At 68.6% G+C, this 26,498-nt stretch carries 26 protein-coding genes and 1 tRNA gene; 13 read left to right on the top strand and 14 right to left on the bottom strand.

Annotated elements, in window-relative coordinates:
• The 3 genes from AX676_RS08470 to AX676_RS18055 are packed head-to-tail and all read right to left on the bottom strand — an operon-like array spanning nt 1 to nt 2,814.
• Nucleotides 1-906 carry a tyrosine-type recombinase/integrase gene (locus AX676_RS08470; protein WP_269450163.1) on the bottom strand — a complete coding sequence of 302 codons (906 nt, stop codon included), beginning with the start codon at nt 904-906 and terminating at the stop codon, nt 1-3.
• A complete protein-coding gene (locus AX676_RS08465) occupies nt 903-2,696 on the bottom strand; it encodes a hypothetical protein (protein WP_082730880.1) in 1,794 nt (597 codons plus the stop codon). The genes AX676_RS08470 and AX676_RS08465 overlap by 4 nt, the downstream gene beginning before the upstream one ends.
• Nucleotides 2,677-2,814, bottom strand: a complete 138-nt coding sequence (locus AX676_RS18055; protein WP_197417106.1) for a hypothetical protein — start codon at nt 2,812-2,814, stop codon at nt 2,677-2,679. The genes AX676_RS08465 and AX676_RS18055 overlap by 20 nt, the downstream gene beginning before the upstream one ends.
• Before the next feature lie 100 nt (nt 2,815-2,914).
• On the opposite strand from AX676_RS18055, the gene AX676_RS08460 reads away from it, so the two are divergent.
• From AX676_RS08460 to AX676_RS17250, 3 genes are read left to right on the top strand one after another with little or no spacing between them, the layout of a single operon-like run.
• Nucleotides 2,915-3,457 (top strand): shikimate kinase, encoded by a 543-nt coding sequence (locus tag AX676_RS08460; RefSeq protein WP_066479991.1) that lies wholly within the window; start codon nt 2,915-2,917, stop codon nt 3,455-3,457.
• Nucleotides 3,454-4,554: a 3-dehydroquinate synthase gene (aroB, locus tag AX676_RS08455; RefSeq protein WP_066479993.1), complete on the top strand. Its 1,101-nt coding sequence runs from the start codon at nt 3,454-3,456 to the stop codon at nt 4,552-4,554. The genes AX676_RS08460 and aroB overlap by 4 nt, the downstream gene beginning before the upstream one ends.
• Entirely contained in the window at nt 4,554-4,697 is a 144-nt protein-coding gene (locus AX676_RS17250) for a DUF2256 domain-containing protein (protein WP_082730879.1), read from the top strand. Before aroB ends, AX676_RS17250 begins: the two co-directional genes overlap by 1 nt.
• A 152-nt stretch (nt 4,698-4,849) precedes the next feature.
• On the opposite strand, the gene AX676_RS08450 is transcribed toward AX676_RS17250, so the two are convergent.
• On the bottom strand, nt 4,850-6,754 hold the full coding sequence (locus tag AX676_RS08450) for a TonB-dependent receptor domain-containing protein (RefSeq protein ID WP_066479997.1): 1,905 nt from the start codon (nt 6,752-6,754) through the stop codon (nt 4,850-4,852).
• A 119-nt stretch (nt 6,755-6,873) separates the two neighbouring features.
• On the opposite strand from AX676_RS08450, the gene AX676_RS08445 reads away from it, so the two are divergent.
• On the top strand, nt 6,874-7,746 hold the full coding sequence (locus tag AX676_RS08445) for a LysR substrate-binding domain-containing protein (protein WP_066480000.1): 873 nt from the start codon (nt 6,874-6,876) through the stop codon (nt 7,744-7,746).
• Nucleotides 7,747-8,007: 261 nt separating this feature from the next.
• On the opposite strand, the gene AX676_RS08440 is transcribed toward AX676_RS08445, so the two are convergent.
• From AX676_RS08440 to AX676_RS08415, 6 genes are all read right to left on the bottom strand, one after another.
• The gene (locus AX676_RS08440) at nt 8,008-8,325 is read right to left on the bottom strand and encodes a DUF423 domain-containing protein (protein WP_443025986.1); all 318 of its coding nucleotides are present in this window, start codon (nt 8,323-8,325) and stop codon (nt 8,008-8,010) included.
• A 2-nt stretch (nt 8,326-8,327) separates the two neighbouring features.
• Nucleotides 8,328-10,106 carry a cation:proton antiporter domain-containing protein gene (locus AX676_RS08435; RefSeq protein ID WP_066480003.1) on the bottom strand — a complete coding sequence of 593 codons (1,779 nt, stop codon included), beginning with the start codon at nt 10,104-10,106 and terminating at the stop codon, nt 8,328-8,330.
• A 2-nt stretch (nt 10,107-10,108) separates the two neighbouring features.
• Nucleotides 10,109-10,549 (bottom strand): iron-sulfur cluster assembly scaffold protein, encoded by a 441-nt coding sequence (locus AX676_RS08430; protein ID WP_066480004.1) that lies wholly within the window; start codon nt 10,547-10,549, stop codon nt 10,109-10,111.
• Nucleotides 10,546-11,112 (bottom strand): CvpA family protein, encoded by a 567-nt coding sequence (locus AX676_RS08425; RefSeq protein ID WP_066480006.1) that lies wholly within the window; start codon nt 11,110-11,112, stop codon nt 10,546-10,548. The genes AX676_RS08430 and AX676_RS08425 overlap by 4 nt, the downstream gene beginning before the upstream one ends.
• Before the next feature lie 59 nt (nt 11,113-11,171).
• Nucleotides 11,172-12,545, bottom strand: coding sequence for a DNA repair protein RadA (radA, locus tag AX676_RS08420; RefSeq protein ID WP_066480009.1), 1,374 nt, complete (start codon nt 12,543-12,545; stop codon nt 11,172-11,174).
• 262 nt (nt 12,546-12,807) lie between these two features.
• On the bottom strand, nt 12,808-13,026 hold the full coding sequence (locus tag AX676_RS08415; protein ID WP_066480011.1) for a DUF2945 domain-containing protein: 219 nt from the start codon (nt 13,024-13,026) through the stop codon (nt 12,808-12,810).
• Nucleotides 13,027-13,116: 90 nt separating this feature from the next.
• On the opposite strand from AX676_RS08415, the gene AX676_RS08410 reads away from it, so the two are divergent.
• Nucleotides 13,117-14,283 (top strand): glycosyltransferase family 4 protein, encoded by a 1,167-nt coding sequence (locus AX676_RS08410; RefSeq protein ID WP_066480218.1) that lies wholly within the window; start codon nt 13,117-13,119, stop codon nt 14,281-14,283.
• A gap of 97 nt (nt 14,284-14,380) precedes the next feature.
• Nucleotides 14,381-15,460 carry a DUF5694 domain-containing protein gene (locus AX676_RS08405; RefSeq protein WP_197417107.1) on the top strand — a complete coding sequence of 360 codons (1,080 nt, stop codon included), beginning with the start codon at nt 14,381-14,383 and terminating at the stop codon, nt 15,458-15,460.
• Nucleotides 15,461-15,494: 34 nt separating this feature from the next.
• Here the strand turns inward: AX676_RS08405 and AX676_RS08400 are convergent, their stop codons facing one another.
• Nucleotides 15,495-15,725, bottom strand: a complete 231-nt coding sequence (locus AX676_RS08400; RefSeq protein ID WP_066480016.1) for a helix-turn-helix transcriptional regulator — start codon at nt 15,723-15,725, stop codon at nt 15,495-15,497.
• Nucleotides 15,725-16,144 (bottom strand): hypothetical protein, encoded by a 420-nt coding sequence (locus AX676_RS08395; protein WP_066480018.1) that lies wholly within the window; start codon nt 16,142-16,144, stop codon nt 15,725-15,727. Before AX676_RS08395 ends, AX676_RS08400 begins: the two co-directional genes overlap by 1 nt.
• Before the next feature lie 165 nt (nt 16,145-16,309).
• On the opposite strand from AX676_RS08395, the gene AX676_RS08390 reads away from it, so the two are divergent.
• The 7 genes from AX676_RS08390 to AX676_RS08365 all read left to right on the top strand — a co-directional run bounded on the left by AX676_RS08390 (nt 16,310) and on the right by AX676_RS08365 (nt 21,777).
• Entirely contained in the window at nt 16,310-17,629 is a 1,320-nt protein-coding gene (locus AX676_RS08390) for a replication-associated recombination protein A (protein ID WP_066480025.1), read from the top strand.
• A complete protein-coding gene (locus AX676_RS08385) occupies nt 17,613-18,986 on the top strand; it encodes a serine hydrolase domain-containing protein (protein ID WP_231726141.1) in 1,374 nt (457 codons plus the stop codon). The genes AX676_RS08390 and AX676_RS08385 overlap by 17 nt, the downstream gene beginning before the upstream one ends.
• A gap of 13 nt (nt 18,987-18,999) precedes the next feature.
• Nucleotides 19,000-19,347: a hypothetical protein gene (locus tag AX676_RS08380; RefSeq protein ID WP_066480029.1), complete on the top strand. Its 348-nt coding sequence runs from the start codon at nt 19,000-19,002 to the stop codon at nt 19,345-19,347.
• Nucleotides 19,331-20,197, top strand: coding sequence for a hypothetical protein (locus tag AX676_RS08375; RefSeq protein ID WP_066480031.1), 867 nt, complete (start codon nt 19,331-19,333; stop codon nt 20,195-20,197). Before AX676_RS08380 ends, AX676_RS08375 begins: the two co-directional genes overlap by 17 nt.
• 19 nt (nt 20,198-20,216) lie before the next feature.
• Nucleotides 20,217-20,292, top strand: a tRNA-Thr gene (locus tag AX676_RS08370).
• A gap of 137 nt (nt 20,293-20,429) precedes the next feature.
• Entirely contained in the window at nt 20,430-21,368 is a 939-nt protein-coding gene (locus AX676_RS18260; RefSeq protein WP_082730876.1) for a DNA/RNA non-specific endonuclease, read from the top strand.
• Nucleotides 21,358-21,777, top strand: a complete 420-nt coding sequence (locus AX676_RS08365; protein WP_231726142.1) for a hypothetical protein — start codon at nt 21,358-21,360, stop codon at nt 21,775-21,777. The genes AX676_RS18260 and AX676_RS08365 overlap by 11 nt, the downstream gene beginning before the upstream one ends.
• A gap of 87 nt (nt 21,778-21,864) precedes the next feature.
• On the opposite strand, the gene AX676_RS08360 is transcribed toward AX676_RS08365, so the two are convergent.
• Nucleotides 21,865-23,307: an efflux transporter outer membrane subunit gene (locus tag AX676_RS08360; RefSeq protein WP_066480038.1), complete on the bottom strand. Its 1,443-nt coding sequence runs from the start codon at nt 23,305-23,307 to the stop codon at nt 21,865-21,867.
• Nucleotides 23,304-26,492: an efflux RND transporter permease subunit gene (locus AX676_RS08355; RefSeq protein ID WP_066480042.1), complete on the bottom strand. Its 3,189-nt coding sequence runs from the start codon at nt 26,490-26,492 to the stop codon at nt 23,304-23,306. Before AX676_RS08355 ends, AX676_RS08360 begins: the two co-directional genes overlap by 4 nt.
• Nucleotides 26,493-26,498 lie beyond the last annotated feature (6 nt).

The raw sequence follows: 26,498 nt of genomic DNA, 5'->3' as shown, positions 1-26,498 counted from the left end.
CTAGGGCCGACGGGGCTTTACGTCAACGAGCGGATGGCGCGCATTGACCAGCTCGATCAGCCGGCGACTGTCGACATGGGTGTAGATTTCGGTCGTCGCGATGTCGGCATGCCCCAGCATCGCCTGGAGCGCGCGCAGGTCCGCGCCCCCTTCCAGCAGGTGCGTGGCAAATGCGTGGCGCAGCACGTGCGGACTGATCCGGTCGGGCGGGATGCCCGCCGCCGCGCCCAGTGCGCGGATCAGCTGGAACAGCCGCACCCGGCTGAGATGCCCGGCGCGCGACGGGAAAAGCCACGCGCTGGCCGCCGGCACCTCGCCGCGCCACGCGGCCACGGCGGCACGCGCGCGATCCGAAATCGGCACCAGCCGCTCGCGCCCGCCCTTGCCGCGCAGGATGACGAAGGGGCGATCGGGCGAGACCGCATTGCGCGGCAGCGACACCAGCTCGGTCGCGCGCAATCCCGACCCGTAGAGCAGCTCGACCAGCGCGGACAGGCGCAGATCCGCCGGATCGACCGGCGTGCGCGCCAGCCTTTCGGCGATCACCGCGAACAGCCGGTCGACATCGCCGGTCGACAGGATTTTGGGCAATGGCCGCGCCGCGCCCGGGCGGGGCAGCGCCGCGCCGGGATTGTCGGCGCGAAATCCCTCGTCGACCAGAAAATCGAAAAAGCGGCGCAGCGCCGCCGACTTGCGCGCCACCGTCGCGCGGGCCAGCGGCGCCCAGTCGCCCGTCACCCGTTCGATCGCCGCCCGGTCGGCCGCCGCAAGCTGCCCCCCGGCGGCCTCCGACGCCAGGCGTAGGTCGCTGGCATAGGCCGCGATGGTGTTGCGCGCCGCCCCTGCTTCGGCCGCCATCATTTCCAGAAACCGGTCGATCAGCGCGGGATCGCCCGGCGCGCTCACGCGCGCGCGATCGCTTCCGCAGCGATCATCCGGGCCTCGCCGTTCAGCCCCACTGCGTCGAGCGCCGCGACGATGTTGAACAGCGCCACCGGCGACACGCCGCGCCAGTCGCTGGTCTGCATGCCCACCGCGGCGAGCAGCAGGACGGTGCCCGGCTCGCCGCGGCTCGCGGCGGTGCGGATCGCATCGGTCCAGCTATTGTCGGTATTGATCGGCACCGCCAGCGCCTGGGCGATGTCGGCGACCTGATTTTCGGGCAGGCGGCCCAGCCCGGCCAGCCCGGCGAACAAAAGCTGCGCCTTGCGCGATTCCGCGCCGCCATAGGCCGACAGGTCGCCGCCATCGACCGCGATGCGCCCGGCCGGATCGGCCAGCGCCAGCATCGCCCAGCCATCGCTGCGTGCCGGCACCAGGCCGCGCCAGCGCAACGCGCGGAGGTCCTTGCCCGCGGTCAGCATCGACGCGATCAGCGCGTCGGCATCGCCGACATAGGCTTCGGCGGCCGGGATGCGCGCCGCCGCATCGCTGGTCAGCACCAGTCGCGCGTGGCGCTGGATCGGCGTCGATCCCTGCCACAGGTTGCGCAGCGCGGTCAGCCGACCCTCGATCGACTGGGCGGCATAGGCGTCGGTCAGCCCCTCGATCACCGTCGCGTCGGCACCCGCGACGTCCTGTGCCTCGCTGACCAGCGCGAACAGATCGCGATAGGCCGCGCCCGAATAGACGCCGCGCACCGCCGCCAGCTCCGCCGACGCCAGCCGGTCGGCCGCAGGCAGCGCCGGGGCGAGCGCCTGCCACAGCCGCACCTGCGGCCCCACCGTGTCGATCAGCCGTGCGGGCACCAGCTCGCCGGTTGCCGCCGCCAGCCCCCAGCGCCACGCATCCAGCCGGTCGACATTGTCCCATTCGACCGTCACCGCGCGCCGGCCCTGGGCCCCCGCGCCGACGATCTTTTCGGCCAGTACCAGGTCGATGCCGCGTGCCGCGCCCTGCCGCCGCGCCGCGTCGATCAGCCGCCCGGCCTCCTCGGGCCGGCCGGCCAGTGCCGCGCACATCGCCTCCGCCACCCGCCAGCCGCGTTCGGCGCTGACCCGCATCGCCCCGTCGACCAGCGGGCACATCCCGGCCGGGTCGCCGGTGGCGAGCGCCGCCTGTTGCGCGATCTGGAACATCTTGGGGGTATAGTCGGCGACATCGACCGACTGGACGACGCCACGCGCGGCATTGGCCTCGCCCATCCGGATCAGCAGCCACGCGCGCTCGGCGGCGAAATCGGCACCGTTGACCCCAGCGGGCGTGTCGACCTCGCTCACCAGCGCGCGGCGCAGCGCGATCGACAGCCAGCGCGACGCGATCGGCGCGTCCAGCCGGCGCATCAGCACTTCCAGGAAGCGCCCATTGTCGCCGCCGAACGCATTGGCGGGCAGTCCGCCGCGCCCCGCCGCCGCGAAACCGACGCGGTTGAGCGACCGGCGGGCAAATGCGGGCAGTTCGTAACGCTCCAGCTCCTCGGGCGTCAGCTCTTCCGCCACCGCCTCGCCAAGGCTGTCATTGCCGAGTGCCGCATTGCCGGTCAGGTCGTCGGGCGGACCGGCGGGCCGGGCGAGGGTCTCTCCGCCCTGCGGCGTCGCGGCGGGCGCGGGCGTCGGCGACGGTGCCGGCTCGACCGGGTCATTGAAGCCCGGCGGCAGCAGCGATTCGGGCGTATCCTGACTGAGCGCGGGCAGCGCGGCGACCATCGCGCCCAGCGCGACGGTGACGCAGATCGCGCTAGTTCGAGAGGTTTTCAATCGAGACCACCTTTTCGACGCGCACGGGTTCCTTCGCCGAATCGCGGCCAGCCAGCACGAACAACCCGCCGACCACCAGCACGACAATGACGATCAGCAACAACAGCAAACGGGACATGGGCAGGCGGCATCCTTGCAACCGGTGTGGACCGGAATGGAACGAGACTGAATCGGGGGCCTTTTGCCCGACAGGCGGCGTCGCTGTATAGCCCCCCGCAATGATGTCGACCCAACTCGCACCGCAACCTCGCTGGACCGGCAAGCCGATCGTGCTGATCGGGCTGATGGGCGCGGGCAAATCGACGATCGGCCGCCGGCTGGCCGCGCGGCTCGACCTGCCCTTCGTCGATGCCGATGTCGAGATCGAGAAGGCGGCGGGGATGACCATCGCGGAGATCTTTGAGCGCTATGGCGAACCCCATTTCCGCGATGGCGAACGCCGCGTGATCGCGCGGCTGATCGACGGCAGCCCGCGCGTGGTGGCGACCGGCGGCGGCGCGTTCGTCAACGAACAGACGCGCGAACTCATCCTCGATCACGCGCTCGCCGTATGGCTCGACGCCGATCCGCACGTGCTGGCGGAACGGGTCAGGAAGCGCGACACCCGGCCGCTGCTGCGCAACCGCGATCCGCTGGCGGTGCTGAGCGACCTCGCCAACCAGCGCAACCCGCTCTATGCGATGGCCCCGATCCGCGTGGCCAGCAACCGCACGCCGCACGATGCCACCGTCAACGCTATTCTGAAGGCCCTGTATCCTTGACCGTCATTCCGGTTTCGCTCGGCGATCGCAGCTATGACGTGCGGATCGCGCCGGGCCTGCTCGCCCGTGCCGGCGATCTGATCGCGCCGCTGGCGGGCAAGCGCCCCGTCGCGATCGTCACCGACAGCAACCTGGGCCCCCATCTCGCGACGTTGCGCGCATCGCTGGCCCAGTCCGGCGTCGCCGCCGAGCCGATCATCCTGCCGCCGGGCGAGGCGAGCAAGAGCTGGTCGATGCTCGAACAGCTCACCGACACGCTGCTGTCGCTGGGGGTCGAGCGCGACGACCATGTCATCGCGCTGGGCGGCGGGGTGATCGGCGACCTGGTCGGCTTCGTCACCGCCATCCTCAAGCGCGGCTGCAACTTCATTCAGGTGCCGACGACGCTGCTCGCCCAGGTCGACAGCTCGGTCGGCGGCAAGACCGCGATCAACGCGCGCGCGGGCAAGAATCTGGTCGGCGCGTTTCACCAGCCCGCCCTGGTGCTGATCGACCCCGACGTGCTCGCCACGCTGCCGCCGCGCGAGCTGCGCGCGGGCTATGCCGAGGTGGTCAAATACGGGCTGATCGACGATGCCGGCTTCTTCGCCTGGTGCGAGGCGCAGGGTGCGGCGCTGCTGGCCGGCGACGCGTCCGCGCGCGCGACCGCGATCGCGCATTCGGTCGCGGCCAAGGCGCGGATCGTCGGCGCGGACGAGCGCGAGACGACCGGCACCCGCGCACTCCTCAACCTCGGCCACACCTTCGGCCATGCGCTTGAGGCGGAGACCGGCTTTAGCGACCGGCTGCTGCATGGCGAGGCGGTGGCGGCCGGCATGGCGCTCGCCTTCGCCTTTTCCGCCGATCAGGGCCTGTGCGCGGATGAGGACGCCGCCCGCGTCGCCGCGCACCTCAGCGCGGTCGGCCTGCCCGACGGGCTGACGGCGGCGGGCATCACCGCGTCGGGCGAGGCCCTGGTCGCACATATGCGCCACGACAAGAAAATGGCGGGCGGCACGCTGCCCTTCCTGCTCGCGCGCGGCATCGGCCGGACCTATCTCGACAAGACCGTCGACCTCGCCGCCGTCGCCGATTTCCTGAACCGCCAGCCCCGCTGATGCCCAACGGCGTCAGCAAACGCGACCTGCCGACCAAGACCTGCCCGGTCTGCCAGCGCCCCTTCACCTGGCGCAAGAAATGGGCGCGCGACTGGGAGAATGTGGTCTACTGCTCCGACCGTTGCCGGATGACGGGGCGGTAGGGGATGGTCGACTGGTCCCGGATTGCCCGTCGCGAAGGCCGCATATTGGTTGGGGAGCGGACATGCCGGTGTTTTGCCCGGCGACCGATCTCGACCTGCAGTGCTCGCAGCTCGCCACGCGGCTAATCGGACGTGGTTGCATGCCGTGCGACCTAGAAATCGATCCCCAAGCTAAGCTGCACCGCACGCCCATCAATAAAGCCGTAAACGCCGCTCCCGAAAACGTCCCATCCGAAGGTGTCGGCTAGGTTGGTGGCGCTCAGCCGCGCCTGCGCCGGAAGTTCGCCAAGCCGGAAGCCGTAGCGCACGCCCGCATCGAACAGGGTCCGCGCGGGTACGCGAACGGCGTTGCTGCTGGTTGCGACGATCGAGGATTGTGTCCGTACCCCGAGCGACAGGGTGACGCCTTCGCCCAAGGGCGGTCTCCAGTCGAAGGCGAGGTTGAAGCGCCGGTCCGGCCGCCCGACCGCTTCGGTCCCTACCAGTCCTGCCTCAACTGCCGAGCCGCGTACCTTGGAGTCGCCGATGATCGCCCCGCCCACCACATCGAGCCGCGGGGTGATCGCGCCCGACAGGCTCACCTCGATGCCCCGGTTCGCGGTGCTGCCGAGCTGGCTGAACGCGCCTTGCGGGTCGAACTGGAAGTAGGGGCGGCTCAGATCATAGGCACCCAAGACCAGGCTGAGATCGGGCTTCACCTTCCAGCGCAAGCCAATATCGTACTGACGGGTACGGCTCGCAGGCAGCGGGGCGTTGCGGTTGGTCGCGCTGCCCGGCGCGGCGCCGCTGTCCTCCAGCCCCTCGGCGTAGCTGGCATAGGCCGAGATGCGCTCGCTGAGCCGCAGGGAACCGGTGGCGGTGAGCAGTACAGGGCTCGACCTGCCGACCAGCGCCGCCCCGTTGCCGGGCACGGCGTGCTGGCGGTAGCCGGTCTTTTGAAGACCGAGATTGAGGTTGACGCCGCCCCGCCAGTTTAGGGCATACCCCGCTGCAATCGTCCCCTGCCGGATCTGGTTGAGGTCTTGCGCTCCGAAAGCGCGGTCCGGGCGCGGCGCGGGCTGCGGCGCACCGATCGCGATCCGGCCCAGATCGACGAACTGGCTCCCCCCGAACAGGCGCTCGCGCAGGCGCCCGCGCAGCGACAGCGTGAGCGTATGCCGCAGAACGTCGCTGCCAAAGGCGCGGTCCAGCCGCAGCTCGCCGCTGGTCGAACCGTTGCGCGCGGGCGGATCGGTGACGATCAGCTGACTCGCGGTCGCATCGGGGGTCACGTCGAGATAGAGATTGGCAAAGCTCGCGCGCGCGTTCGAGACCGAACGGAACAGCCCTGCCCGCAGCCGCCAGCCGCCCTCCTGCCACTTGAAGATGACGCCGAAATTGTAGCGGTTGCGCGAGTTCTCGGCCCACTCCGGCCCGGTGAACAACAAACGCGGGACGCGCGGGGGGAGGTATTCGCCCGCGGTGATGTAATCCGGCGGACTCTGCGCCTCGCGCATTGCGACATAGGAGACAAAGGGCACCACCTCTATCGTTTCGGTCGGTTTCCATTCGAAGGTGGCGCTGCCTGAGGCGATCCAGTCGGTGGTGCCGTTGCCATAGCGCTCGCGATACGCCCCAGCGCCCAGCGCTGCGCCGACACGTTGGGAAAACCGGACATCGGCGGTCGCCTCCGAAACCAGAAAGCCGAAGGTGTCGGCCGAGGCGAACAGGCTGCGACCGGGAACTCTGGCAGGTCTGCGCAGCCGGATGTCGACGACGCCCGAGGGGGCCGGAAAGGCAAAGCCCTGCGCCGCGATCCCGACGCGGATTGTGGTGGTTGACCGCAGTATCGGGGAAGGCAGCGTCACCGGGTCGAAATAGAGATCCTCCAGCCGAACATTTCCCGCGTCCACCGCCGAAAAGCCGCGCACATCGTCCGTGCCATAGAGCCCGATGTTCTCGCGACCGATGCTGGTGCCGAACGCATCCTCGGCGGCCTGAAGCGCGTTTTCGGTGGAGCGCTGGGCGTGCAGCGGCCCCGCGGCGATACCCGCAAGCAGCCCCGCAGCGAGTCGCATGATTGTTGAATTTTTCATGTAATATGAATTTCCGGCCCATTGAATGGGTGCTTGTTTTCCCGGCAAATGCTGCGATGACCATCAACTTCATCCGCATCACATATGATGAAATCTAAACAATGAATCCGCGCGCATCGCTCAACGTCTCGCTAAACGCCCTGCGGGTGTTCGAAGCCGTGGTGCGGCTGGGCGGAGTGAACCCGGCGGCCGCCGAGCTGGGACTGACCGCCTCTGCGATCAGTCACCAGCTCAAGGCTCTGGACGCTGCCATGCCCCTGCCACTGCTTCGACGCGAGGGGCGAAGGGCGGTGCCGACCGCGCAGGGCGCGAAACTTGCCGCACAACTGGGCGGGGCCTTCGCCGCGATTGACGATGCCGTCGACGATATGCGCAGCGCCAGGCAGGTGATGACGATCAGTGCCTATGACAGCTTTGCGGTCAATTGGCTGCTGCCGCGCCTCGCCCGCTTCACCGAATCTCGGCCTGAGATCGACGTGCGTCTGGCGACCTCGCCGCGCCTGCTTGATCTCGAGCGTGAACGGATCGATTGTGCGATCCGGCTCGGCCCGGGCGGCTGGCCGGGCATCGATGCGCATCTGCTGGTGCCGCAGTACTTCGGCCCGCTGGTGCGCAGTGACCGGGCGGATGGCGCGACGATCCCGCGAATCTTGTGGGTCGGGTGCGAGGACGACTGGGACCCTTGGCCGCAGTTGCAGCACGGCGGGCAGGAGATTCGCGTGATGTCGCGCGAACTGGTGATCGGGGCGGTGATGGCGGGGACGGGTATGGGCGTGCTCGATCTGATCCTGATGTCCGACCGGATCGCCAACCGCGAGGTCACGGTGTCGGGCCCGCGCCATGCCTCGCCGTGGAGCTATTACCTCGCGCTCCCCGCCGGACGTCGGACCTCTCCGCACGTCCGCGCCTTTGCCGATTGGGTGCGCGAGGAAATGGGCCGCACCGAACGCTTCCTGAACGAGAATGTAGCGTGACGAATACCGCTGCATCTAGCGATGACTTGGCAGCGTCACGCCGTCCATATCCCGACGTATCGGCCTTTCGTCCTGATGCGGCAACGGCCAAGACTAAAGTAACGAGGCTCTGATTTCAGCAGGCGTTAATCGCGACCGATTTCGCGAAGGGTGCCGTAAGCCGCACGACCACTTTGCCAGCGCCATCGGCTGCTGCGCCTGTATTTTGGTCACGAACGGCGTGGTCACGACGACAGACGAGCCACGCGGAAAGCCGCTCCCCTACCCCCGCAACGCCAGCCACAGCCAGCCGCCGATCATCAGCAGGCCGCCGATCGGCGTGATCGCGCCGAACCAGCGCGGCGCGCCCAGCGCCATCGCGTAGAGCGTGCCGGCGAAGACCAGCCCGCCGATGACGAACAGCCAGCCCGCGCCCCGCGCGCCCGCCTGCACCGCGACGATCGCGGCGACGGCATGGACCATCTGATAGATGCCGCCGGTGCGCAGCCATTCCTGTGCCTGCCCGCTCGCGCCATGCGCACCGAACGCGCCCGCCGCCACCGCAAGTCCGCCCGACAATGCGGCAAGCCCCAGCAACACGTTCACGTCGGCTGCTCTTCCGTCCGGGCACGCTGGCGCTGGCGCCAGAACAGCTTTTCCGACGCGGCATAGAGGTCGCCGGTCTCGACCTGGATGCCCAGCCGATCGGCGTCCATCTTGCGATATTCGTCCTCGGTGCGCTCGATCTCGGTCTCGTCGACGCCGACGCAGCGCATCGCGTCGCGCGCCATCGCGATTGCGGATTCATAGACTTCGCGCGTGATCCGCTCGACCGGCGCGCCCTTCAGCTTCACGACCGAGCGGCGGTCATAGGCGCGCAGCATGATGGCGGCGTGGGGAAAGGCGTGCTTGACCGCGTGCAGCGCGTCGGCATCGAGCTGGTCGCCGTCGAGGCAGAACAGCAGCAGGTCGGCATCCGCCGCCCCCGCCTGGCGCAGCAGTTCCAGCCGCGTGCCGTTGCCGTAATAGACCTTCATGCCGAAACTGCCCGCGACCTCGATCGTCTCGGGATCGGTATCGATCAGCGTCACCGCCAGCCCCTGGCCGATCAGCATCTGGCCCACCGTCTGCCCGAACCGGCCATAACCGATCACGATCGCGCTCGCCCCGTCATGGCTGGGCGTCTCCAGCCCCTCGCCGGTCGGTCCGGTCGCGGCATCGGCGCGGAAACGGCGGGTGAACATCATCAGGAACGGCGTGGTCGCCATCGACAGCGTGACGATCGCCCCGAACAGGCTGGCGGCTTCCGGCGCGATCAGCAGCGCGTTCTGCGCCTGGGTGAACAGGACGAAACCGAACTCGCCGCCCTGGCTGAGCAGCAGGCCGAGCGCGAGTGCCGGGCGCCACTCCATCCGGAACGCCATGCCGATCCCGGTGATGACCGCGGTCTTGGTGACGATCAGCAGCGCCGCCATGCCGATCACGAACGCCGGTCGCTCGGCGATCGCGCCCAGGTCGAGCATCATGCCCACCGCCAGGAAGAACAGGCCGAGCAGGATGGTGCGGAACGGCTCGACATCGGCTTCCAGCTCATGCCGATAGGGACTGTCCGCCAGCATCACGCCCGCGACGAACGCGCCCAGCGCGGTCGAAAGCCCCAGCGCCTGCATGATCGCGGCACTCGCGAGCACGGTGAACAGCCCGGCGAACACGAACATCTCGCGCTCGTTGAGGTTGCCGATCAGCCGGAACAGCGGCCTGAGCAGGAAGCGCCCCGACAGCACCAGCCCCCCGATCGCCAGCACGGTATAGAGCCCCAGCAGCCAGCCCGGCGGCCCGCCCGCATCGGCGGGATTACGCGACAGTGCGGCGACGATCGTGATCAGCGGCACGATCGACAGGTCCTGGAACAGCAGGATGGCAAAGGCGCGCTCGCCGAACGGGGTGCGCAGCCGCCCGGCCGATTGCAGCATCGGCAGCACCTGCGCCGTCGACGACAGCGCCAGCGGCAGGCCGAGCGCAATCGCGGCGGCGGGCGAGAATTGCGCGACGCCCCACACCAGCGCCGCGATCGCGACGCCGCACAGCACGACCTGCAGCAGCCCCAGCGCAAAAATGTCCTGCTTCATCCGCCACAATCGCGACGGGCTCAGCTCCAGCCCGACGAGGAACAGCAGCAGGATGATCCCGAGCTCGGCGATGACCAGCTTCGACTCAGCCTCGCCGACCAGCCCCAGCACCTGCGGGCCGACGACCGCGCCCGCGACCAGGAAGCCCAGCGTCGCCCCGAGCCCCAGCTTGCGGAACAGCAGGACGAAGACCAGGCCGAAGCCGAGCAGCGGCGCGCCCTCGGTGATCATGCTGGGACCATGGCTTTCCATTGTCAGCGCGCCTCCACCGGGGCAGGGCACGCCTGCGCCGCCGCCGCCGCAACCGCCTCGAACGGCAGCCGGATCGAGGCGTGACGCGCGACATGCGCGCGTGCCGCGTCGAACAGCTCGAGCTCGGGCCAGTCGGGCAACGCACCCTCGCCCGCCAGCCATGCTGCCAACGCATCGCGCACCGCCGCCAGTTCGTCGGCGCGCCGCCCGATCGCATGCGCCGCCATCAGCGCCGCCGACGCCTGGCCGAGCGCACAGGCGCCGACGTCGAGGCCGAGCGCCGTCAGCCGCCCCGCCGCATCGACGCGGACCTCGACGCCGATCCGGCTGCCGCACACGGGCGAGCGGCGCTCGACCACGGCCATTGGATCGGCAAGCGGTGCATGGTGCGGAATCGATGCCGCGAGCCGCAGGATGCGTGCGTTATAGAGCGGCGCGCTCATTCGGGTCGTGCCCGGCTCGCGGTCGCCTTGTCCGGCGCGCGCGCGGCGTCGAACAGCGGCTCGCCGCGACGGCGGCGATCGACCAGGTCGGCGATCGACGCGCTCGTCGAATTGAGCAGCGGATAGGTCTGCGACGTCACCATCCATTGCGGCCGCCCCGCCGGACCGCCGCCCAACGTGTCATAGACCAGCACGACCAGCAGGAAGCCCAGGCTGGCCAAAACCAGGCCCTTCAATGCGCCAAAGCCGAAGCCCAGGCCCCGGTCGATCGGTCCCAGCACCGACGTGCGCGTGCGCCGGCCGACCGCGTTGGCGACCATCCGCCCGCCGAAATAGGTTCCCCCCGCCAGGATCGCGAAGGCGAGCACCGCCGCGCCCGACGCGGTGCCGACCCCGCCGACCAGCAGTTCGGTCAGCGGCGCGTGCGCGACCTTGAGCGCAAACACCACGAAGATCCACGCCATCAGCGACAGGACTTCGGTGACGAAGCCGCGCCACAGGCCCAGCACCGCCGCGCCTCCGACTGCGATCAGCACGATGATGTCGAGCGCGGTCAGGTCCATGCGAGCGCAGAAATCCATGTCATGCGGGAACGGCGGACGATCCGCCGTGCGTTCGACGGCTAGCCGCGTCCGAGCATATGGTCAACGAATTGGCGCAGCGTGCGAAACCCCGCCAGCTCGATGCCGGTGCCCTCGCGCTGCTGGCTCGCCGGAGCCAGCGCGCGGCCAAAGCCCAATTTGGTCGCTTCCTTCATGCGCAGCGCCCCGTGCGCGACCGGGCGGATCTCGCCCGACAGCGCGATCTCGCCAAACGCGATCATGTCGGCGGCGACCGGCCGCTCGGCGAGCGCCGAAACGAGCGCGGCCGCGACCGCGAGATCGGCGGCGGGGTCCTGCACGCGATAGCCGCCGGCGATGTTCAGATAGACCTCCGCGGTCGAGAAGCTGAGGCCGCAGCGTGCCTCCAGCACCGCCAGCACCATCGCCAGCCGTCCGCTGTCCCAGCCGACTACCGCGCGGCGCGGCGTCGCCCCGCTCGCCAGCCGCACGGTCAGCGCCTGCACCTCGACCAGCACCGGCCGCGTGCCCTCCAGCGCGGGGAAGACCACCGCGCCGGTGACGCTCTCGTCGCGACTGGTCAGGAACAGGCTGGACGGGTTGCCGACCTCTGCCAGCCCGCCGGTGTCCATCGCGAACACGCCGATCTCGTCGGTGCCGCCGAAGCGGTTCTTGACCGCGCGCAGGATGCGATACTGGTGGCTGCGCTCGCCCTCGAACGCCAGCACCGTGTCGACCATATGTTCCAGCACGCGCGGGCCCGCGATGCTGCCGTCCTTGGTCACGTGGCCGACCAGCACGACCGCGGTGCCCTGTTCCTTGGCAAAGCGGATCAGCTCGCCCGCGCTCGCGCGCACCTGGCTGACCGTGCCCGGCGCGCCTTCGATCAAATCGCTGTGCATCGTCTGGATCGAATCGATGATGAGCAGGTCGGGCGCAGCCCCCTGCCCCACCGTCGTCAGGATGTCGCGCACCGACGTCGCCGCCGCCAGTTGCACCGGCGCATTGCCCAGCCCCAGCCGCCGCGCGCGCAGCCGCACCTGGTCGGCCGCTTCCTCGCCCGAGACATAGGCGACGCGCTTGCCCGCCAGCGCCAGCTTGGCCGCCGCCTGCAACAGCAGGGTCGACTTGCCGATGCCGGGATCGCCGCCGATCAGGGTCGCCGATCCCTCGACAAAGCCCCCGCCCAGCGCGCGATCGAGTTCGGCGATGCCGGTGCCCATCCGCTCGGGCAGCGGCACGTCGGTGTCCAGCCCCGACATCAGGATCGCCCGCCCGCCTGATTGCAGATTGTGCCGCGCCTGGAACGGCGTCACCACCGCGCCGGCATCCTCGACCAGCGTGTTCCACTCCCCGCAATCCGCGCACTGGCCCTGCCACTGCGACGTCGCGGAACCGCATTGCTGACAGACATAACGCTTGCGGGGCTTCGCCATGCGGCGAGTGTAGGATGCGCGGAACAAAAAGGGAATAGCCGAAGCGGCGTTCGGTTCGTTGGCGCTCGGGGATTTGTTCACGCGAAGGCGCGAAGGCGCAGAGGACGCGGAGGGGAATTGACGTGTTGGCCCGTCCCGCCCCGATTGCAGGAGAGGGACCGCCGCTGCGCGGCGAAACCGCTCTGCGTCCTTCGCGTCTCTGCGTGAAAAACACCTAATCTTCGCGCCTTCGCGCCTTCGCGCGATTACCCTTTTTGAGACCTCACCCCGCGCTCAACTCGCTCCCGCTCTTCAGCGCGCGTCCCCCGTCTTCCTGCTCGACCAGATAGGCCGGATTGTCCTTCGTCCCGTTCTTGACGATCTTGCTGCCCTTGATCGTGCGCTGGACGCGGCGGTCGAAGCGTTCGGCCACCTTGCCCTTCGCCGTGCCGCTGCCCCAGTGCCACGTCACCGCCTGACCCTTTTTGAAGCTGTTCGCCATCTTCGCGCTCCCGTGCTGACGGCGTGACAACCCGCACCGCCTGCGCGCGTTCCGTTGGCAAGCCGCGCGGCGACGGCTATGCGCTCGGCGATGCAGCCCTCCGACATCCGCGTCGCGATCTTCAGCGGGAACTACAACTATGTCCGCGACGGCGCGAACCAGGCGCTGAACAAGCTTGCGCGCCACCTGCTCGATGCCGGCGTCACCCTGCGCGTCTATTCGCCGACGGTCGCACGTCCCGCGTTCGAGCCGACCGGCGACCTGGTCGACGTACCCGCGCTCGCGCTGCCGCTCGGGCGCGACGAATATCGCCTGGGGCTTGGCCTGTCGGGCGGGGTCAGGCGCGACCTTGCCGCCTTTGCTCCCAACCTCGTCCACGTCGCCGCACCCGAAATCACCGGCCACCGCGCGGTCAGCTGGGCGCGGCGCAACGGCGTCGCGACGGTCGCCTCACTCCACACCCGGTTCGAAACCTATGCGCGCTATTACCGCCTGGGCATGCTCGAGCCGCTGATGATCGGGCTGTCGAAGCGCTTCTACAACCGCGTCGATCGCGTGCTGGTGCCCAGCCCCAGCATGGGCGAGGTGCTGCGCGGCTGGGGGGTGACGACGCCGATTTCGATCTGGTCGCGCGGCATCGACCATGCGCGCTTCAACCCCGCCCGCCGCGATCCGGCGTGGCGGCGATCGCTCGGCATCGGCGACGACGACGTTGCGGTCAGCTTTCTCGGCCGGCTGGTGCTCGAAAAGGGGCTGGGCATCTTCGCCGACGTGATCGCGGAGCTGAAACGGCGCGGCGTGCCGCACAAGGTGCTGGTGATCGGCGACGGCCCGGCACGCGGCTGGTTCACCGAACGCGTGCCCGAGGCGATCTTCACCGGCTTCCAGTCGGGCGACGATCTCGGCCGCGCTGTTGCCGGCATGGACGTGTTCTTCATGCCCAGCGTCACCGAAACCTTCGGCAATGTGACGACCGAGGCGATGGCGGCGGGCGTCGCAGTCGTCGCCGCCCGCGCGACCGGCGCGGTCGATCTGGTGCAGCAGGGCGTCACCGGCTTTCTGGTGCCCCCGACCGATATCCGCGCTTATGCCGACGCGATCCAGCAGCTGGTCGAGGACCCCGCGCTCCGCCGCTCGGCGGGCGAGGCCGGCCACCGCGCCGCGCAGCGCTATGTCTGGGAAACCGCCAACCAGGCGGCGCTGGAGGCGTATCTGGAGGTGCTGGCGGCGCAACAGTCGGTGAACTGCCGCACCTGAACAGCGTGCCGGCATCGAGTGTATTGCCAATATAAGGCACCTGCGTTAGTCGCTCGATATGCGCATTTTCAATCTGTCGTGGAGCCTCCGTTCCGTCTTGCGTGGCATTTCGGCGCTGTCGGTTCTGGCTGCAGGTGCCGCACTCGCACAGGATTATCGACCGGCGTTCCACCCGGACACGCTGAAGGGGCCGCCCGCCGGCGCACCGAACGAGGTGCTCACGCTCGGCTCTCCGCATCTGTCCGGCGCACCGGATTTCTTCACGCCGTCGATGCTCGATCCGCTGCTCGATCGCCTGGCGGCATGGCGTCCCACCGCGATCGCGACAGAGGATCTGTCGGGCCTGCAATGCGACGCGCTGCGCCGCTATCCCGCGCGCTATGCCGCCACCGTCGACGATTATTGCCCGGACGTCACTGCCGCCGCCCGCGCGACCGGGCTCGACGTGCCCGCGGCAAATGCGGAGGCCGAGCGCCTGCTCGCGGCGTGGCCGGCCGCGCCGGGTGCGGCCGACCGGCGGCGCCTGGCTGCGGTGTTTCTGGCGGCGGGCGAGCGTCATTCGGCGCTGGTGCAATGGCTGCGCCTGCCGGAGCAGGAGCAGCACGCCGGCGACGGTCTGGACGATGCGCTGGTGAACGAACTTGCCGCGCTGGCCCGGCGGCGCAATGAATCGGTCCTGATCGGCGCGACTCTGGCGGCACGGCTCGGACTGGAACGCGTATGGAGCGTCGACGACCATAGCGCGGATGCGCCCGACAGCGCGGATCCCGCCGAGCGCCAGGCTGCGGGCGAGGCGATCATGCGCGCCTGGGACAACCCCGACACCCGCGCGCGTCAGGCGGAGGACGAGCGGCTCAATGCCGGCCTTGCGCAGCCCGATGGCGTGCTGGCCATGTACCGCGCCTATAATGCGCCCACCTATCCCGACCGCGCCTATCGCTCCGATTTCGGCGCGGCGCTGGTCGAGCCGTCCCCCCAGCAGTTCGGCCGCGGCTATGTCGGCTATTGGGAAACGCGCAACCTGCGGATGGTCGCCAATCTCCGCGACGTGCTGGGCCGCCAGCCGGGCACGCGGCTGCTCGCGATCGTCGGCGCATCGCACAAGGGCTATTACGAGGCGTATCTCAACCAGATGCACGACGTGCGGCTGGTCGATGCCGGGGTCGTCCTGCGCTGACGCGGCCGACCGGGCGAGGTCGGGCCATGCCCGGTCAATCTTCCGAACCGGCCTCCTCTGCCCATTGGAACACCGCCTCCAGCGGCTTGTCGAACACGCGCGCGATGCGGAACGCGGTTTCCAGCGTCGGGGAATAGCGCACCTGCTCGATCGCCGCGATCGTCTGGCGGGTCACCCCGACCTGCTGCCCCAGGTCCGCCTGGGTCATCTCGCCCGCCAGGAAGCGCAGCGTGCGGATGTCGTTGCGGATCGGTGGCCGGGCCATCAGCTGCGCCGATAGCCGATGATCTCCGCCGCGCAGCGGACCAGTTCGGCCACCACCAGCGCGCCGAGCAGCGCGTTGAGCACGCCGATCAGGCTGTTGCCCAGATGCGCGCTGATCCCCGCCGCCAGCATCGCCAGGATCAGCACGGGATAGGCGATCGACGCCGCGCGCGTCGAAATCATCCGGTCACGCTCGTCGGCGGGCGCCGTCGCCTCGTCGCGGCCACGCAGCGCGACGATGGTCGTCGCGATGATCGAATACAGCGTCGCGATGATCACTGCGCCGATCAACAGGACGATGCTGTGGATTCTCAGCACCGCCGGACCGGCATGGCTGCCGATCAGGCCGCCGAAATAGATGGTGGCGAGCAGCAAGACCGCGCCCAGCGTGATCCACGCGATCTTTTCCCGGAACGGCATGTCCTGCTCCCCCACAATCCTGGCTATGTGCCGAGGCGATGTATGTCAAACCGGACGTTGTGTCAATTTTATATAACATCGTGCATAGATTGTTTGACCCGCTGGCGGAGGCTCGCCAGTCACCGGGCATAGGCAGGCATCGTGTCACGCCCTATCTTGCGCATCATGCCCGACCTGTTCGCCGACGATCCCCCGCCCTCCGCGCAGGACATCCCAGCCCCCGACGCGCCGCTTGCCGACCGGCTCCGTCCCCGCACGCTGGGCGAGGTCGTCGGGCAGGATCACCTGACCGGCGCGGACGGCGCGATCGGGCGGATGGTGGCGGCGGGCAAGCTGTCCAGCATGATCCTGTGGGGGCCGCCGGGCACCGGCAAGACGACGATCGCGCGGCTGCTCGCTGCCGCGGTCGGCCTGCGCTACGCGCAGATTTCGGCGGTATTCTCCGGCGTCGCCGACCTCAAGAAAATGTTCGCCGAAGCACGCGACCATGCGCGGATCGGCCAGCGTACGCTGCTGTTCGTGGATGAAATCCACCGCTTCAACCGCGCGCAGCAGGACGGTTTCCTGCCTTATGTCGAGGACGGCACCGTCATCCTGGTCGGAGCGACGACCGAGAATCCCTCGTTCGAATTGAACGCCGCATTGCTCAGCCGCGCACAGGTGCTCATCCTGCGCCGGCTGGACGCGGAGGCACTCGCCACGCTGATCGCACGCGCGGAGGGGGAGACCGGCCGCGCGCTGCCGTTGACCGAAGATGCCCGCGCCGCGCTGATCGCCAGCGCCGATGGCGACGGCCGCTTCCTGCTCAACCAGGTCGAGACGCTGTTCTCGGTCGAGATCGCGGAATCGCTCGACCCGGCCGCCTTGTCGGCGCTGCTCCACCGCCGGATGCCGGTCTATGACAAGGACCGCGAGGGGCATTATAACCTCATCTCCGCGTTGCATAAGTCACTACGCGGATCGGATCCGGACGCCGCGCTTTACTATCTCGCGCGGATGCTGACCGCGGGCGAGGAGCCGCTCTATGTGCTGCGTCGGCTGACGCGCTTCGCCAGCGAGGATATCGGCCTGGCCGATCCGCAGGCGCTGGTCCAATGCCTCGCCGCCAAGGACGCCTATGATTTCCTCGGCTCGCCCGAGGGTGAACTCGCGATCGTCCAGGCGTGCCTCTATTGCGCGACAGCGCCCAAATCCAACGCAGCCTATCGCGCGCAAAAAGCTGCGTGGAAATCAGCCAAGGCGACCGGATCGCTGATGCCGCCCGCAAATATCCTCAACGCGCCGACCCGGCTGATGAAGGACATCGGCTACGGCGCGGGCTATGCCTATGACCATGACGCGCCCGACGGCTTTTCGGGGGCGGATTACTGGCCCGACGGCATGGGTGCCGAAAGCTATTACATCCCGACCGATCGCGGTTATGAGAAGCGCGTGGCCGAACGGCTGGCCTGGTGGGGAGAACGACGGGGTGCGACGCGCGATTAGCCTGGGGTTGATGCTGGCGGCCGTGCCCGCGGCCGCGCAACAGGTTTCGACCCCGCCGACGTCTTCCGCCCATCATCGTGCCATTGCCGCCGGCTACAAGGCGCTGGCGCTGTGCGAGGGCGTGATCGCCGCCGGACGCAGCGAGGCAGCGGTCGCAGCGCTCGAACTGACCGGCATCTATCCCGAATATGAGGCGATGGTCGCGAAGCTTCCCGCGCGCATCGACCGGCCGGCGCGCCGCGTGAGCGTCGTCTTCGATCTGGCACTGAAGCCGCGCGTCGCTGCCTGGTCGCCGCGCTTCGGCTGCATGCTCGCGCCTATCGGTGGCGAACGGATTCCCCTGGCCGGCGAACCAGGCAATGAGCCGCTGCCTGCGCCTGCCGATCCCCGCCCCTGGCCGATGGGCGATCGCGGCATCGCGCCCAGGCCATCGGATGCCCTCGCCGTCCGCGTGACCGCGGCGATGACCGCGTTCTATCGCGGGCGGACGACCGGCATCGTCATCGTGCGCGACGGCCGGATCATCGCCGAAAGCTATGCCGAGGGGTTCGGGCCCTTCACCGCCAACCGCACCTGGTCGGTGGCAAAGAGCATCGCCGGCACCGTCGCGGGGCTGGCGGTCGCCGACCGGCTGGTCGATCCGCGCGCGCCCGCCCCGGTGCCCGAATGGCGCACGCCCGGCGATCCGCGCGCCGCGATCACGCTCGAAAACCTGCTGCGCATGTCGTCCGGGCTGCACAGCGACACCGCGGGCAACCGCACCGACGCGATCTATTTCGGCGGCACCACCGTCACCGAACAGGCGACCGGCTGGCCGTTGATCGCGCCGCCGGGCACGCGCTTTCGCTACGCCAATAACGACATCCTGCTGGCGATGCGGGCGATCCGCGCCGCGATGGCCGACGATGCGCGGTATCACGCCTATCCGGCGACCCGGCTGTTCGCCCCGCTGGGCATGCGCCACACGACTGCGGGTGCGGACTGGCAGGGCAATTTCGTGCTGTCGTCCCAAGTGTATACGACCGCCCGCGACCTCGCCCGGCTCGGCCAGTTCTGGCTCCAGGACGGGGTGTGGCAGGGCCGCCGCCTGTTGCCCGCCGGCTGGATGCGGACGATGACGACGCCCGTCGGTCCGCAGCCCGCGGGCAACGGCCCGCGCTATGGCGCGACGATGTGGCTGTTCGGCCCGCAACAGGGGCTGCCCGCCGGCACCTTTTCGGCCCAGGGCAATCGCGGCCAGTTCGTCATGGTCGTGCCGCAGCATCGGCTGGTCATCGTGCGGCGCGGCGAGGACCCCGTCGGCAATGGGTTCGAGGTCGAACGCTTCGCCGCCGACGTGATCGCGGCATTGAAATAGGGGGGAGCGGCGGATGAGGGACTGGGACGATGCCTGCGCGACCGCACTCGCGCTGCCGGGGGTGGCGATGGACCCCTATTACGGCGTGCCCGTGCCCAAGGTGGCGGGCAAGCCGATCCTGGCGCCGGGGCGCGAGGCCGGCAGTTTCGTGCTGATGGTCTCCAGCGTCGAGAAACAGGTGCTGATGGCGACCGATCCCGACACCTTCTGGCAAACCCTGCATTATGACGGCTATGCCGCCGTGCTCGTCCGCTACGGCACCCCGGCGCGCGATCGCATCGTCGCCTATATCGAACGCAGCTGGTGGGACCGCGCGACCCCCGCGTTGCGCGCGCAGCGGGGCGATGGCCAGCGGCCGTGAACCGTTCGCCCATTTCGTCGCGATCGACTGGTCGGGGGCGAAGGGCGCGCGCCACCCCGGCATCGCGGTGGCGGTGGCGGATGCCGGCGGCGGGCCCCCACGCCTGATCGCCGCGCCGGACGGCGTCTGGTCGCGCCGCGCCGCGCTCGACTGGGTCCGCGGCCGCGCGGACGGCAATATGCTGATCGGCTTCGACTTCAGCTTCGCCCCGCCGCGGATCGAACGCGGCGCCTATCTTCCCGGCGAAGCCACGCCCGACCATGCGCGCGCCTTCTGGGCCTATGTCGATCGCGATTGCGACGATGCCGATCTCGGCGCGGCCTCTTTCCTCGAGCGGCGGCGCGGCCGCCATTTCTATCTGGGCGCGGCCGATGGCCCCAAGGCCCGCTTCATGCATTTCCGCCGGTGCGAGGCGCATTTCAACGCGCGCGGCGGCGGCAAGCCGTCGACCGTCTACGACGCGATCGGCGCGGCCCAGGTCGCGAAGGCCAGCTTTGCCGGGATGCGGCTGCTCCACCATGTCGGCGATGCCCTGCCCGTCTGGCCGATCGACCCCCTGCCCCGTGGCGGCAGCGTCATCGTCGAGATCTATACCGCAATCGCCGCGCGCGCGGCCGGCCTGCGCAAGGGATTGAGCAAGGTGCGCGACCCTGCCGCGCTCGATGCCGCGCTCGCCGCGCTCGACAGTGCGCCCCACGCCCCGCTCGCGCGCTATGACGATCACGCCACCGACGCGCTCGTCACCGCCGCGTGGCTGCGCGCCAACGCCCACCGCCCGGACCTGTGGGCACCGCCGGCGCTCACGCCCGAAATCGCCCGCAGCGAGGGCTGGACCTTCGGCGTGATCTGACGCAATAGCGCCCCGCAGGGCCGCGTTAGCTCAGCTGGTAGAGCAACTGATTTGTAATCAGTAGGTCGTCCGTTCGAGTCGGACACGCGGCACCATGCACTGTCCTGAAAGCATCAGCCTGATGAGCCGCAAGTTGCGCAAGTCGTTGCGTGACCCGCTCACATTACGTCGATACCTTGACATGTTGGAAATGTTCATGAAACGTTCCACTCCATCATGACGAGTGGGCGAAATGAGCTTGTCACAGAAGAGCGCGGCGCGAAAACGTTTCGAAATCTGGGTTCGCACGGGCGTTCGTCTCGACGACGTTGCGCGAACGATCGAGGTCAAGTTCAATCCATGGCATGACCCCGAGAATGGAAGGTTCACCTTCGTCAGTGCCGGTAAGTATTTTCCTCGCGGAGGCTCACAACCATCCTGGAGCGATCAACCCGCCAGTTCGAGCCAAAGCCGGGCCAAAGCTCCTCGACCAGTATTGCAGAGAGCGACACAAGCGCCGGAGCAATCTGCTAAACCTCGCAAAGGGACCTCCGACAACCGACAGAAGCGTGGGAGGTTCTCTGGCGGCGGCAGTGTTGGCTATGGCGGCGCGGGAGCGACCGGCGCTTGGAGCGCAACTGAGGCGCCGCGCGAACCGACATTTGATCGGCTCCCATATGACAGCGTCGTTCGCGGTGCGCGCGCCACCGTGTCGCGATCAGCATCAGGCAACGCAACAGGCGCGTCCGACGAGGTCTTTCGCGTCGTTCTTCGAAACGGATACTCGTTTCAGGTCGACAAGCGTGATCGTACCCGGCGCGTCACCGGTGCGTTGACCGTCGCCGATACTCCGATGCGTTCCCGAACGGCCCAGGCGTCAGCAGGCGGCGCTGAGCGTCGGCAAAGCGACGACGGTGGCCATTACATTGCGGCTCGTTTCAACGGACCAACCGACGCCTTCAATCACTTTGCGCAGGATGCCGGCTTTAACCGCGGTCGTTATCGCCTGCTTGAGGACGAATGGGCGAAAGAGAAGCGTTCCGGAAGCATCGTTACGGTTAGAATCGTTCCCCGATTCAATGGCGTCTCCGCGCGACCATCAGAGATTGATGTTTGGTGGACGGTTGACGGCGACGAAAAGAGCATAAAGTTTCCCAACGAACGGCCGGGGAGAAATCGTCGTGGACGATAAGGCGGAGCAGCTCCTGCAAGAAATTGGGCAATTGCTTACGCTGGATCGGGAGTATCCGTTCGAACCTACGTTGCTTTATGCCCAGCTCGATCACAACATGATTGGAGAGTCGATCTTCAAAGACGTAGGCGCTCATGCTCTATATCGCCGGCCAATCAACCGGCGCCTACCTTACGCGTTGCTTGAACTGTGGGAGGCTCAGACCGGCCCCGATCGATGGTCAGAGATGGAATATGTGCTCCGCGACGGAAAGTTTGAAGTCGCCTACTTTTATCCTGAAGAGATCGGTCCCGAAGAGGATGTCGTTTTGCGCCGCGCACGCGCGGTGGAGCGGCACTTCGCCGGAAAACCCATCGTGTATCCACCTTGGCCACCCCAAGACGATGACTACCAGAGTTTCAAGTTGTAGGTCGGGTTGCGGCCTATTGACCAGATCGCGCTGACTTTATCGCCCACTGAAATCCGTCGCCGGGTGTCAGATGAAGCACCACCCCGCTCACTCCCCCGCCGCGCCCCCGACCGTCCGCGCGTCCAGTTCCGGGTCGCCGCCCAGCGTGCGGTACAGCGTCACCAGATTGGCCGCCTTCGCCAGCCGCGTCGTCACCAGCGTGCGCTGCGCCGCATAGAGCGCGCGCTGCGCGTCGAGGCTGCTGAGGAACGGGTCGATGCCGCCGCGATAGCGCGCCTCGGTCAGCCGCGCGGTGTCACCGGCTGCCTCCACCCCCGCGGTGTCGGCGCGCAGCTGGTCGTCGATCGTGCCGCGCCGCGCCAGCGCGTCCGCCACCTCGCGGAACGCGGTCTGGATCGCGCCTTCATAGGTTGCGCGCGCCGCATCGCGCTGTGCCCTGCTCTGGCGCACGCCGGCAGTCGCGCGACCGCCCGCGAAGATGTCGTAATCGACATTGGGCGCCACCGACCAGTTGAACGAATTATTGTCGAACAACGTGCTCAGCGCGCGGCTGGCAAATCCGAGCGTCGTGGTAAGCGAGATGCGCGGGAACAGCGCCGCGCGCGCCGCGCCGATCCGCGCATTGGCGGCGCGCAGCTGATACTCCGCCTGCACCACGTCGGGGCGGCGCAGCAGGATCGAGGAATCGAGCCCCGCCGGCACCTCAGCCAGCGCGCCGTCCAATTGCTCGATCGTCGGCGGCAGCAGTGACGGATCGACCGGCGCGCCGACCAGCAGGGTCAGCGCGTTGACGTCCTGCGCCAGCGCGGTACGGCTTTCGGCCAGGTCGGACTGCGCCTGCGCCACGATCTGCTCGGCCTGACGCAGGTCGGTGCGCGGTGCGATCCCGCCCGCCAGCCGCGCGCGGGTCAGCTCGACGCTGCGCAGCGCGCTGCGCTCGGTCTCCTGCGCGATCTCCAGCAGCTTCAGATCGGCGGCATAGGTCAGCCACGCGGTGGCGATATCGCCGACCAGCGTCAGCCGCGTCGCGCGCGCCGCCGCCTCGGTCGCGAAAAACTGGTTGAGCGCGGCATCGCTCAGCGACCGGATGCGTCCGAACAGGTCGAGCTCGAACGCGGTGATCCCGGCATTGACGGTGTAGAAGGTGGTAACGGTCGCACCCCCCGCCGCGCCCTGGGTCGCGCGCGACGCGCCGCCGCGGTTGCGGTTGACCGTGCCGCCCGTCGACACCACCGGCAACAGCTCGGCGCGCTGGATGCGATATTGCGCGCGCGCCGCCTCGATATTGGCGGCCGCGACGCGCAGGTCGCGGTTATTGGCGAGCGCGGTCTCGATCAGCGTCCGCAGCCGCGCGTCGCGGAACACCTGATCGAACTTCAGGCTGGCGAGCTCGGCCTCCGACTGGCGCAGATAGGCATCGCCCACCGGCCACGACGGCGCGACCGGCGGCGCGGGCCGCTCGTATTTCGGGGCGAGCGAGCATCCCGCCAGCGCCAGCGGTGCCAGCATCAGGCCGATCGCGCGCCTCATGCCGCCGCCCCCGTGCCGGACGCACTGTCGCCGCCGCGCAGCTTCTTCATCGCGTCGCGCGTGCCGCGCCGCACCAGCACGAAGAACAGCGGAATGTAGAAGATCGCCAGGATCGTCGCGGTGATCATCCCGCCCATCACCGCGGTGCCGATCGCGATGCGGCTGTTGGCCCCCGCCCCGGTCGCGATCGCCAGCGGCAGCACGCCGAAGATGAAGGCGAACGACGTCATCAGGATCGGCCGCAGGCGCAGCCGCGCGGCCGACAGCGCGGCTTCGATGATGCGCACGCCCTTCTTCTCTTCCTGCTCGGCGAACTCGATCATCAGGATCGCGTTCTTCGCCGCCAGCCCCATCGTCGTCAGCAGCCCGATCTGCAGATAGACGTCGTTCTCCAGGCCGCGCAGCGTCACCGCGAACACCGCGCCGACCAGGCCGAGCGGAATGATCAGCAGCACCGCAACCGGGATCGACCAGCTTTCGTACAATGCCGCCAGGCACAGGAAGACGACCAGCAGCGACAGGCCATAGAGCAACGGCGCCTGCCCCGACGACAGCCGCTCCTGATAGGACAGGCCGCTCCACGCGACCGTCGTGCCGGGCAGCTCGGCCGCCAGCGCCATGATCCGCTCCATCGCCTGGCCCGAACTGACGCCCGGCGCCGCCTGGCCCTCGATCTCATAGGCGGGCAGGCCGGAAAAGCGCAGCAGCGAGGCGGGTGCGACCGACCAGCTCGACCGCGCAAAGGCGGAGAACGGCGCCATCCCGCCGCTGTCGGTGCGCACGAACCACTGGCTCAAATCCTCGGGCGCGTCGCGATATTCGGCGTCGCCCTGCACATAGACGCGCTTGACCCGCCCGCGGTCGATGAAATCGTTGACATAGCGGCCGCCCCAAGCGGTCGACAGCGTCGAATTGACATCGGTCTGGCTCAGCCCGAGCGCGGCCAGCTTCTCGGAATCCAGATCGACCTTCAGCGTGGCGAGCGGCGGCAGGTCGCTCGGCCGCACCGACGCGAGCATCGGGTCCTGCGCGGCGGCGGCGAGCAGCTTGTCGCGCGCCGCCTGGAACTGCGCACGCGTCAGCCCGCCGCTGTTCTGCAGCTCCATGGTAAAGCCGTTCGACTGGCCCAGACCGCGCACCGCACCGGGGATCAGCGCGAACACCTGGGCATCGCGCAGCCCGCCCAGCGCGGCGGCGGCGCGTTCGGCGATCGCATCGGCGCTGCTCTGCGCGCCCTTGCGGTCTTCCCATGGCGCGAGCGAGACGAAGCCGCGCCCGGTATTCTGGCCCGACGCGCCGCCCCCGCCGCCGGCGACGCTCAGCATGGTCGAGACATTCTCCTTTTCCTGCGTGAGGAAATAGCGTTCGACCGCATCCTGCACCGCGACGGTGCGTTCGATCGTCGCGCCCGCGGGCAGGCGGAACTGGACGGTCGCGCGCCCCTGGTCCTCGGTCGGCAGGAAACTGGTCGGCAGGCGGAAGAACAGCAGCGCCAGGATCGCAACGACGCCGGCATAGATCAGCAGGAACAGGAGCTTCCGGTTCACCACCGTCTCGGCCATGCCGATATAGCGGTCGGTCATCCGCGCGAAGCCATGGTTGAACCGCTCGCCGGCCCGCTGGCCCCATGCAACCACGCCCGGCGCGCGCCGCGCGAGGAAGCCGGGCCGCTCGTCCTCGCGCCGCTTCAGCAGCGTCGCGGTCAGCGCGGGACTGAGCACCAGCGCGACGACGACCGACAGGACCATCGCGGAGATGATCGTGATCGAGAACTGGCGATAGATCACGCCCGTCGACCCGCCAAAGAACGCCATCGGCAGGAACACCGCCGACAGGACGAGCGCGATCGCGATCAGCGCGACCTGGATCTCGTTCATCGACTCGATCGTGGCGTCGCGCGGGCTCATGCCGGGGTTCTCGTGCATGACGCGTTCGACATTCTCGACCACGACGATCGCGTCGTCGACCAGCAGGCCGATCGCCAGCACCAGCCCGAACAATGTCAGGACGTTGATCGAAAAGCCCGCGATGGCGAACACGGCAAAGGTGCCGAGCAGCACGACCGGAACCGCGATCGTCGGGATCAGCGTGGCGCGCCAGCTCTGCAGGAACACGAACATGACGATGACGACCAGGATGATCGCCTCGATCAGCGTCTCGACCACTTCCTTGACCGACAGGCGGATGAACTCGGTGCTGTCGACCGGATAGGCATATTGGAATCCGGCGGGAAAGCTCTTCGCCTGGCGCTCGACCTCGGCCTTGACCAGTTCTGCGGTCGCCAGCGCGTCGGCGCCGGGGGCGAGCGAGATGGCGAGGCCGACGCCCGGATGCCCGTTGACGCGCGTGCGCACCGCATAGCTTTCGGCACCCAGCTCGACGCGCGCGACGTCGCCGATCGTGACGATCGACCCGTCGGACTGGGATTTCAGGACGATGCGGCGGAACTGGTCCGCGGTCTGCAGCCGCGACTGTGCGGTGACGGTGGCGTTGAGCAACTGCCCCGGCGGCGACGGCAATCCGCCCACCTCGCCGGCCGCGACCTCGGTATTCTGCGCCTGGATCGCGGCGATCACGTCCGCGGGGATCAGCCCCACCCCGGCGAGCTTTTCGGGCCGGAGCCAGATGCGCATCGCATAGGGCGCGCCGAACACATTGGTGTCGCCGACGCCGGGCAGCCGGCCGATCGGGTCCTGCAGGTTCGACACCAGATAATCCGACACGTCCTGGTTGGTCACCCGGTCGGTCGCGTCATAGACCGCGACGATCATCAGGAAATCGGAATTGGACTTGGTGACGGTCAGCCCCTGTTGCTGGACGGGGCCGGGCAGTCGCGGCAGCGCCTGCTGCACGCGGTTCTGGACCTGGACCTGCGCAATGTCGGGGTCGGTGCCCTTGTCGAGCGTGACGGTGACCGTCACCTGGCCGCGCGCGTTCGATTCCGAACTGAAATAGATCAGCCCGTCGATGCCCGCGAGCTGCTGCTCGATCACCTGCGTCACGCTGCTTTCCAGCGTCTCCGCCGACGCGCCGGGATAGCTGGCGCGGATATTGACCTGGGGCGGCGCGACGTCGGGATATTGTTCGGTCGGCAGGATGAAGATCGATCCGACGCCCAGCAGCATGATCAGGATCGCGATCACCCAGGCAAAGATCGGCCGATCGATGAAGATGCGCGAGATCATGTGGCG

The organism is Sphingomonas sp. CCH21-G11 (genome assembly GCF_001555965.1).
Taxonomy (GTDB): Bacteria; Pseudomonadota; Alphaproteobacteria; order Sphingomonadales; family Sphingomonadaceae; genus Sphingomonas.
This window is presented reverse-complemented; position numbering and strand designations above follow the sequence as displayed.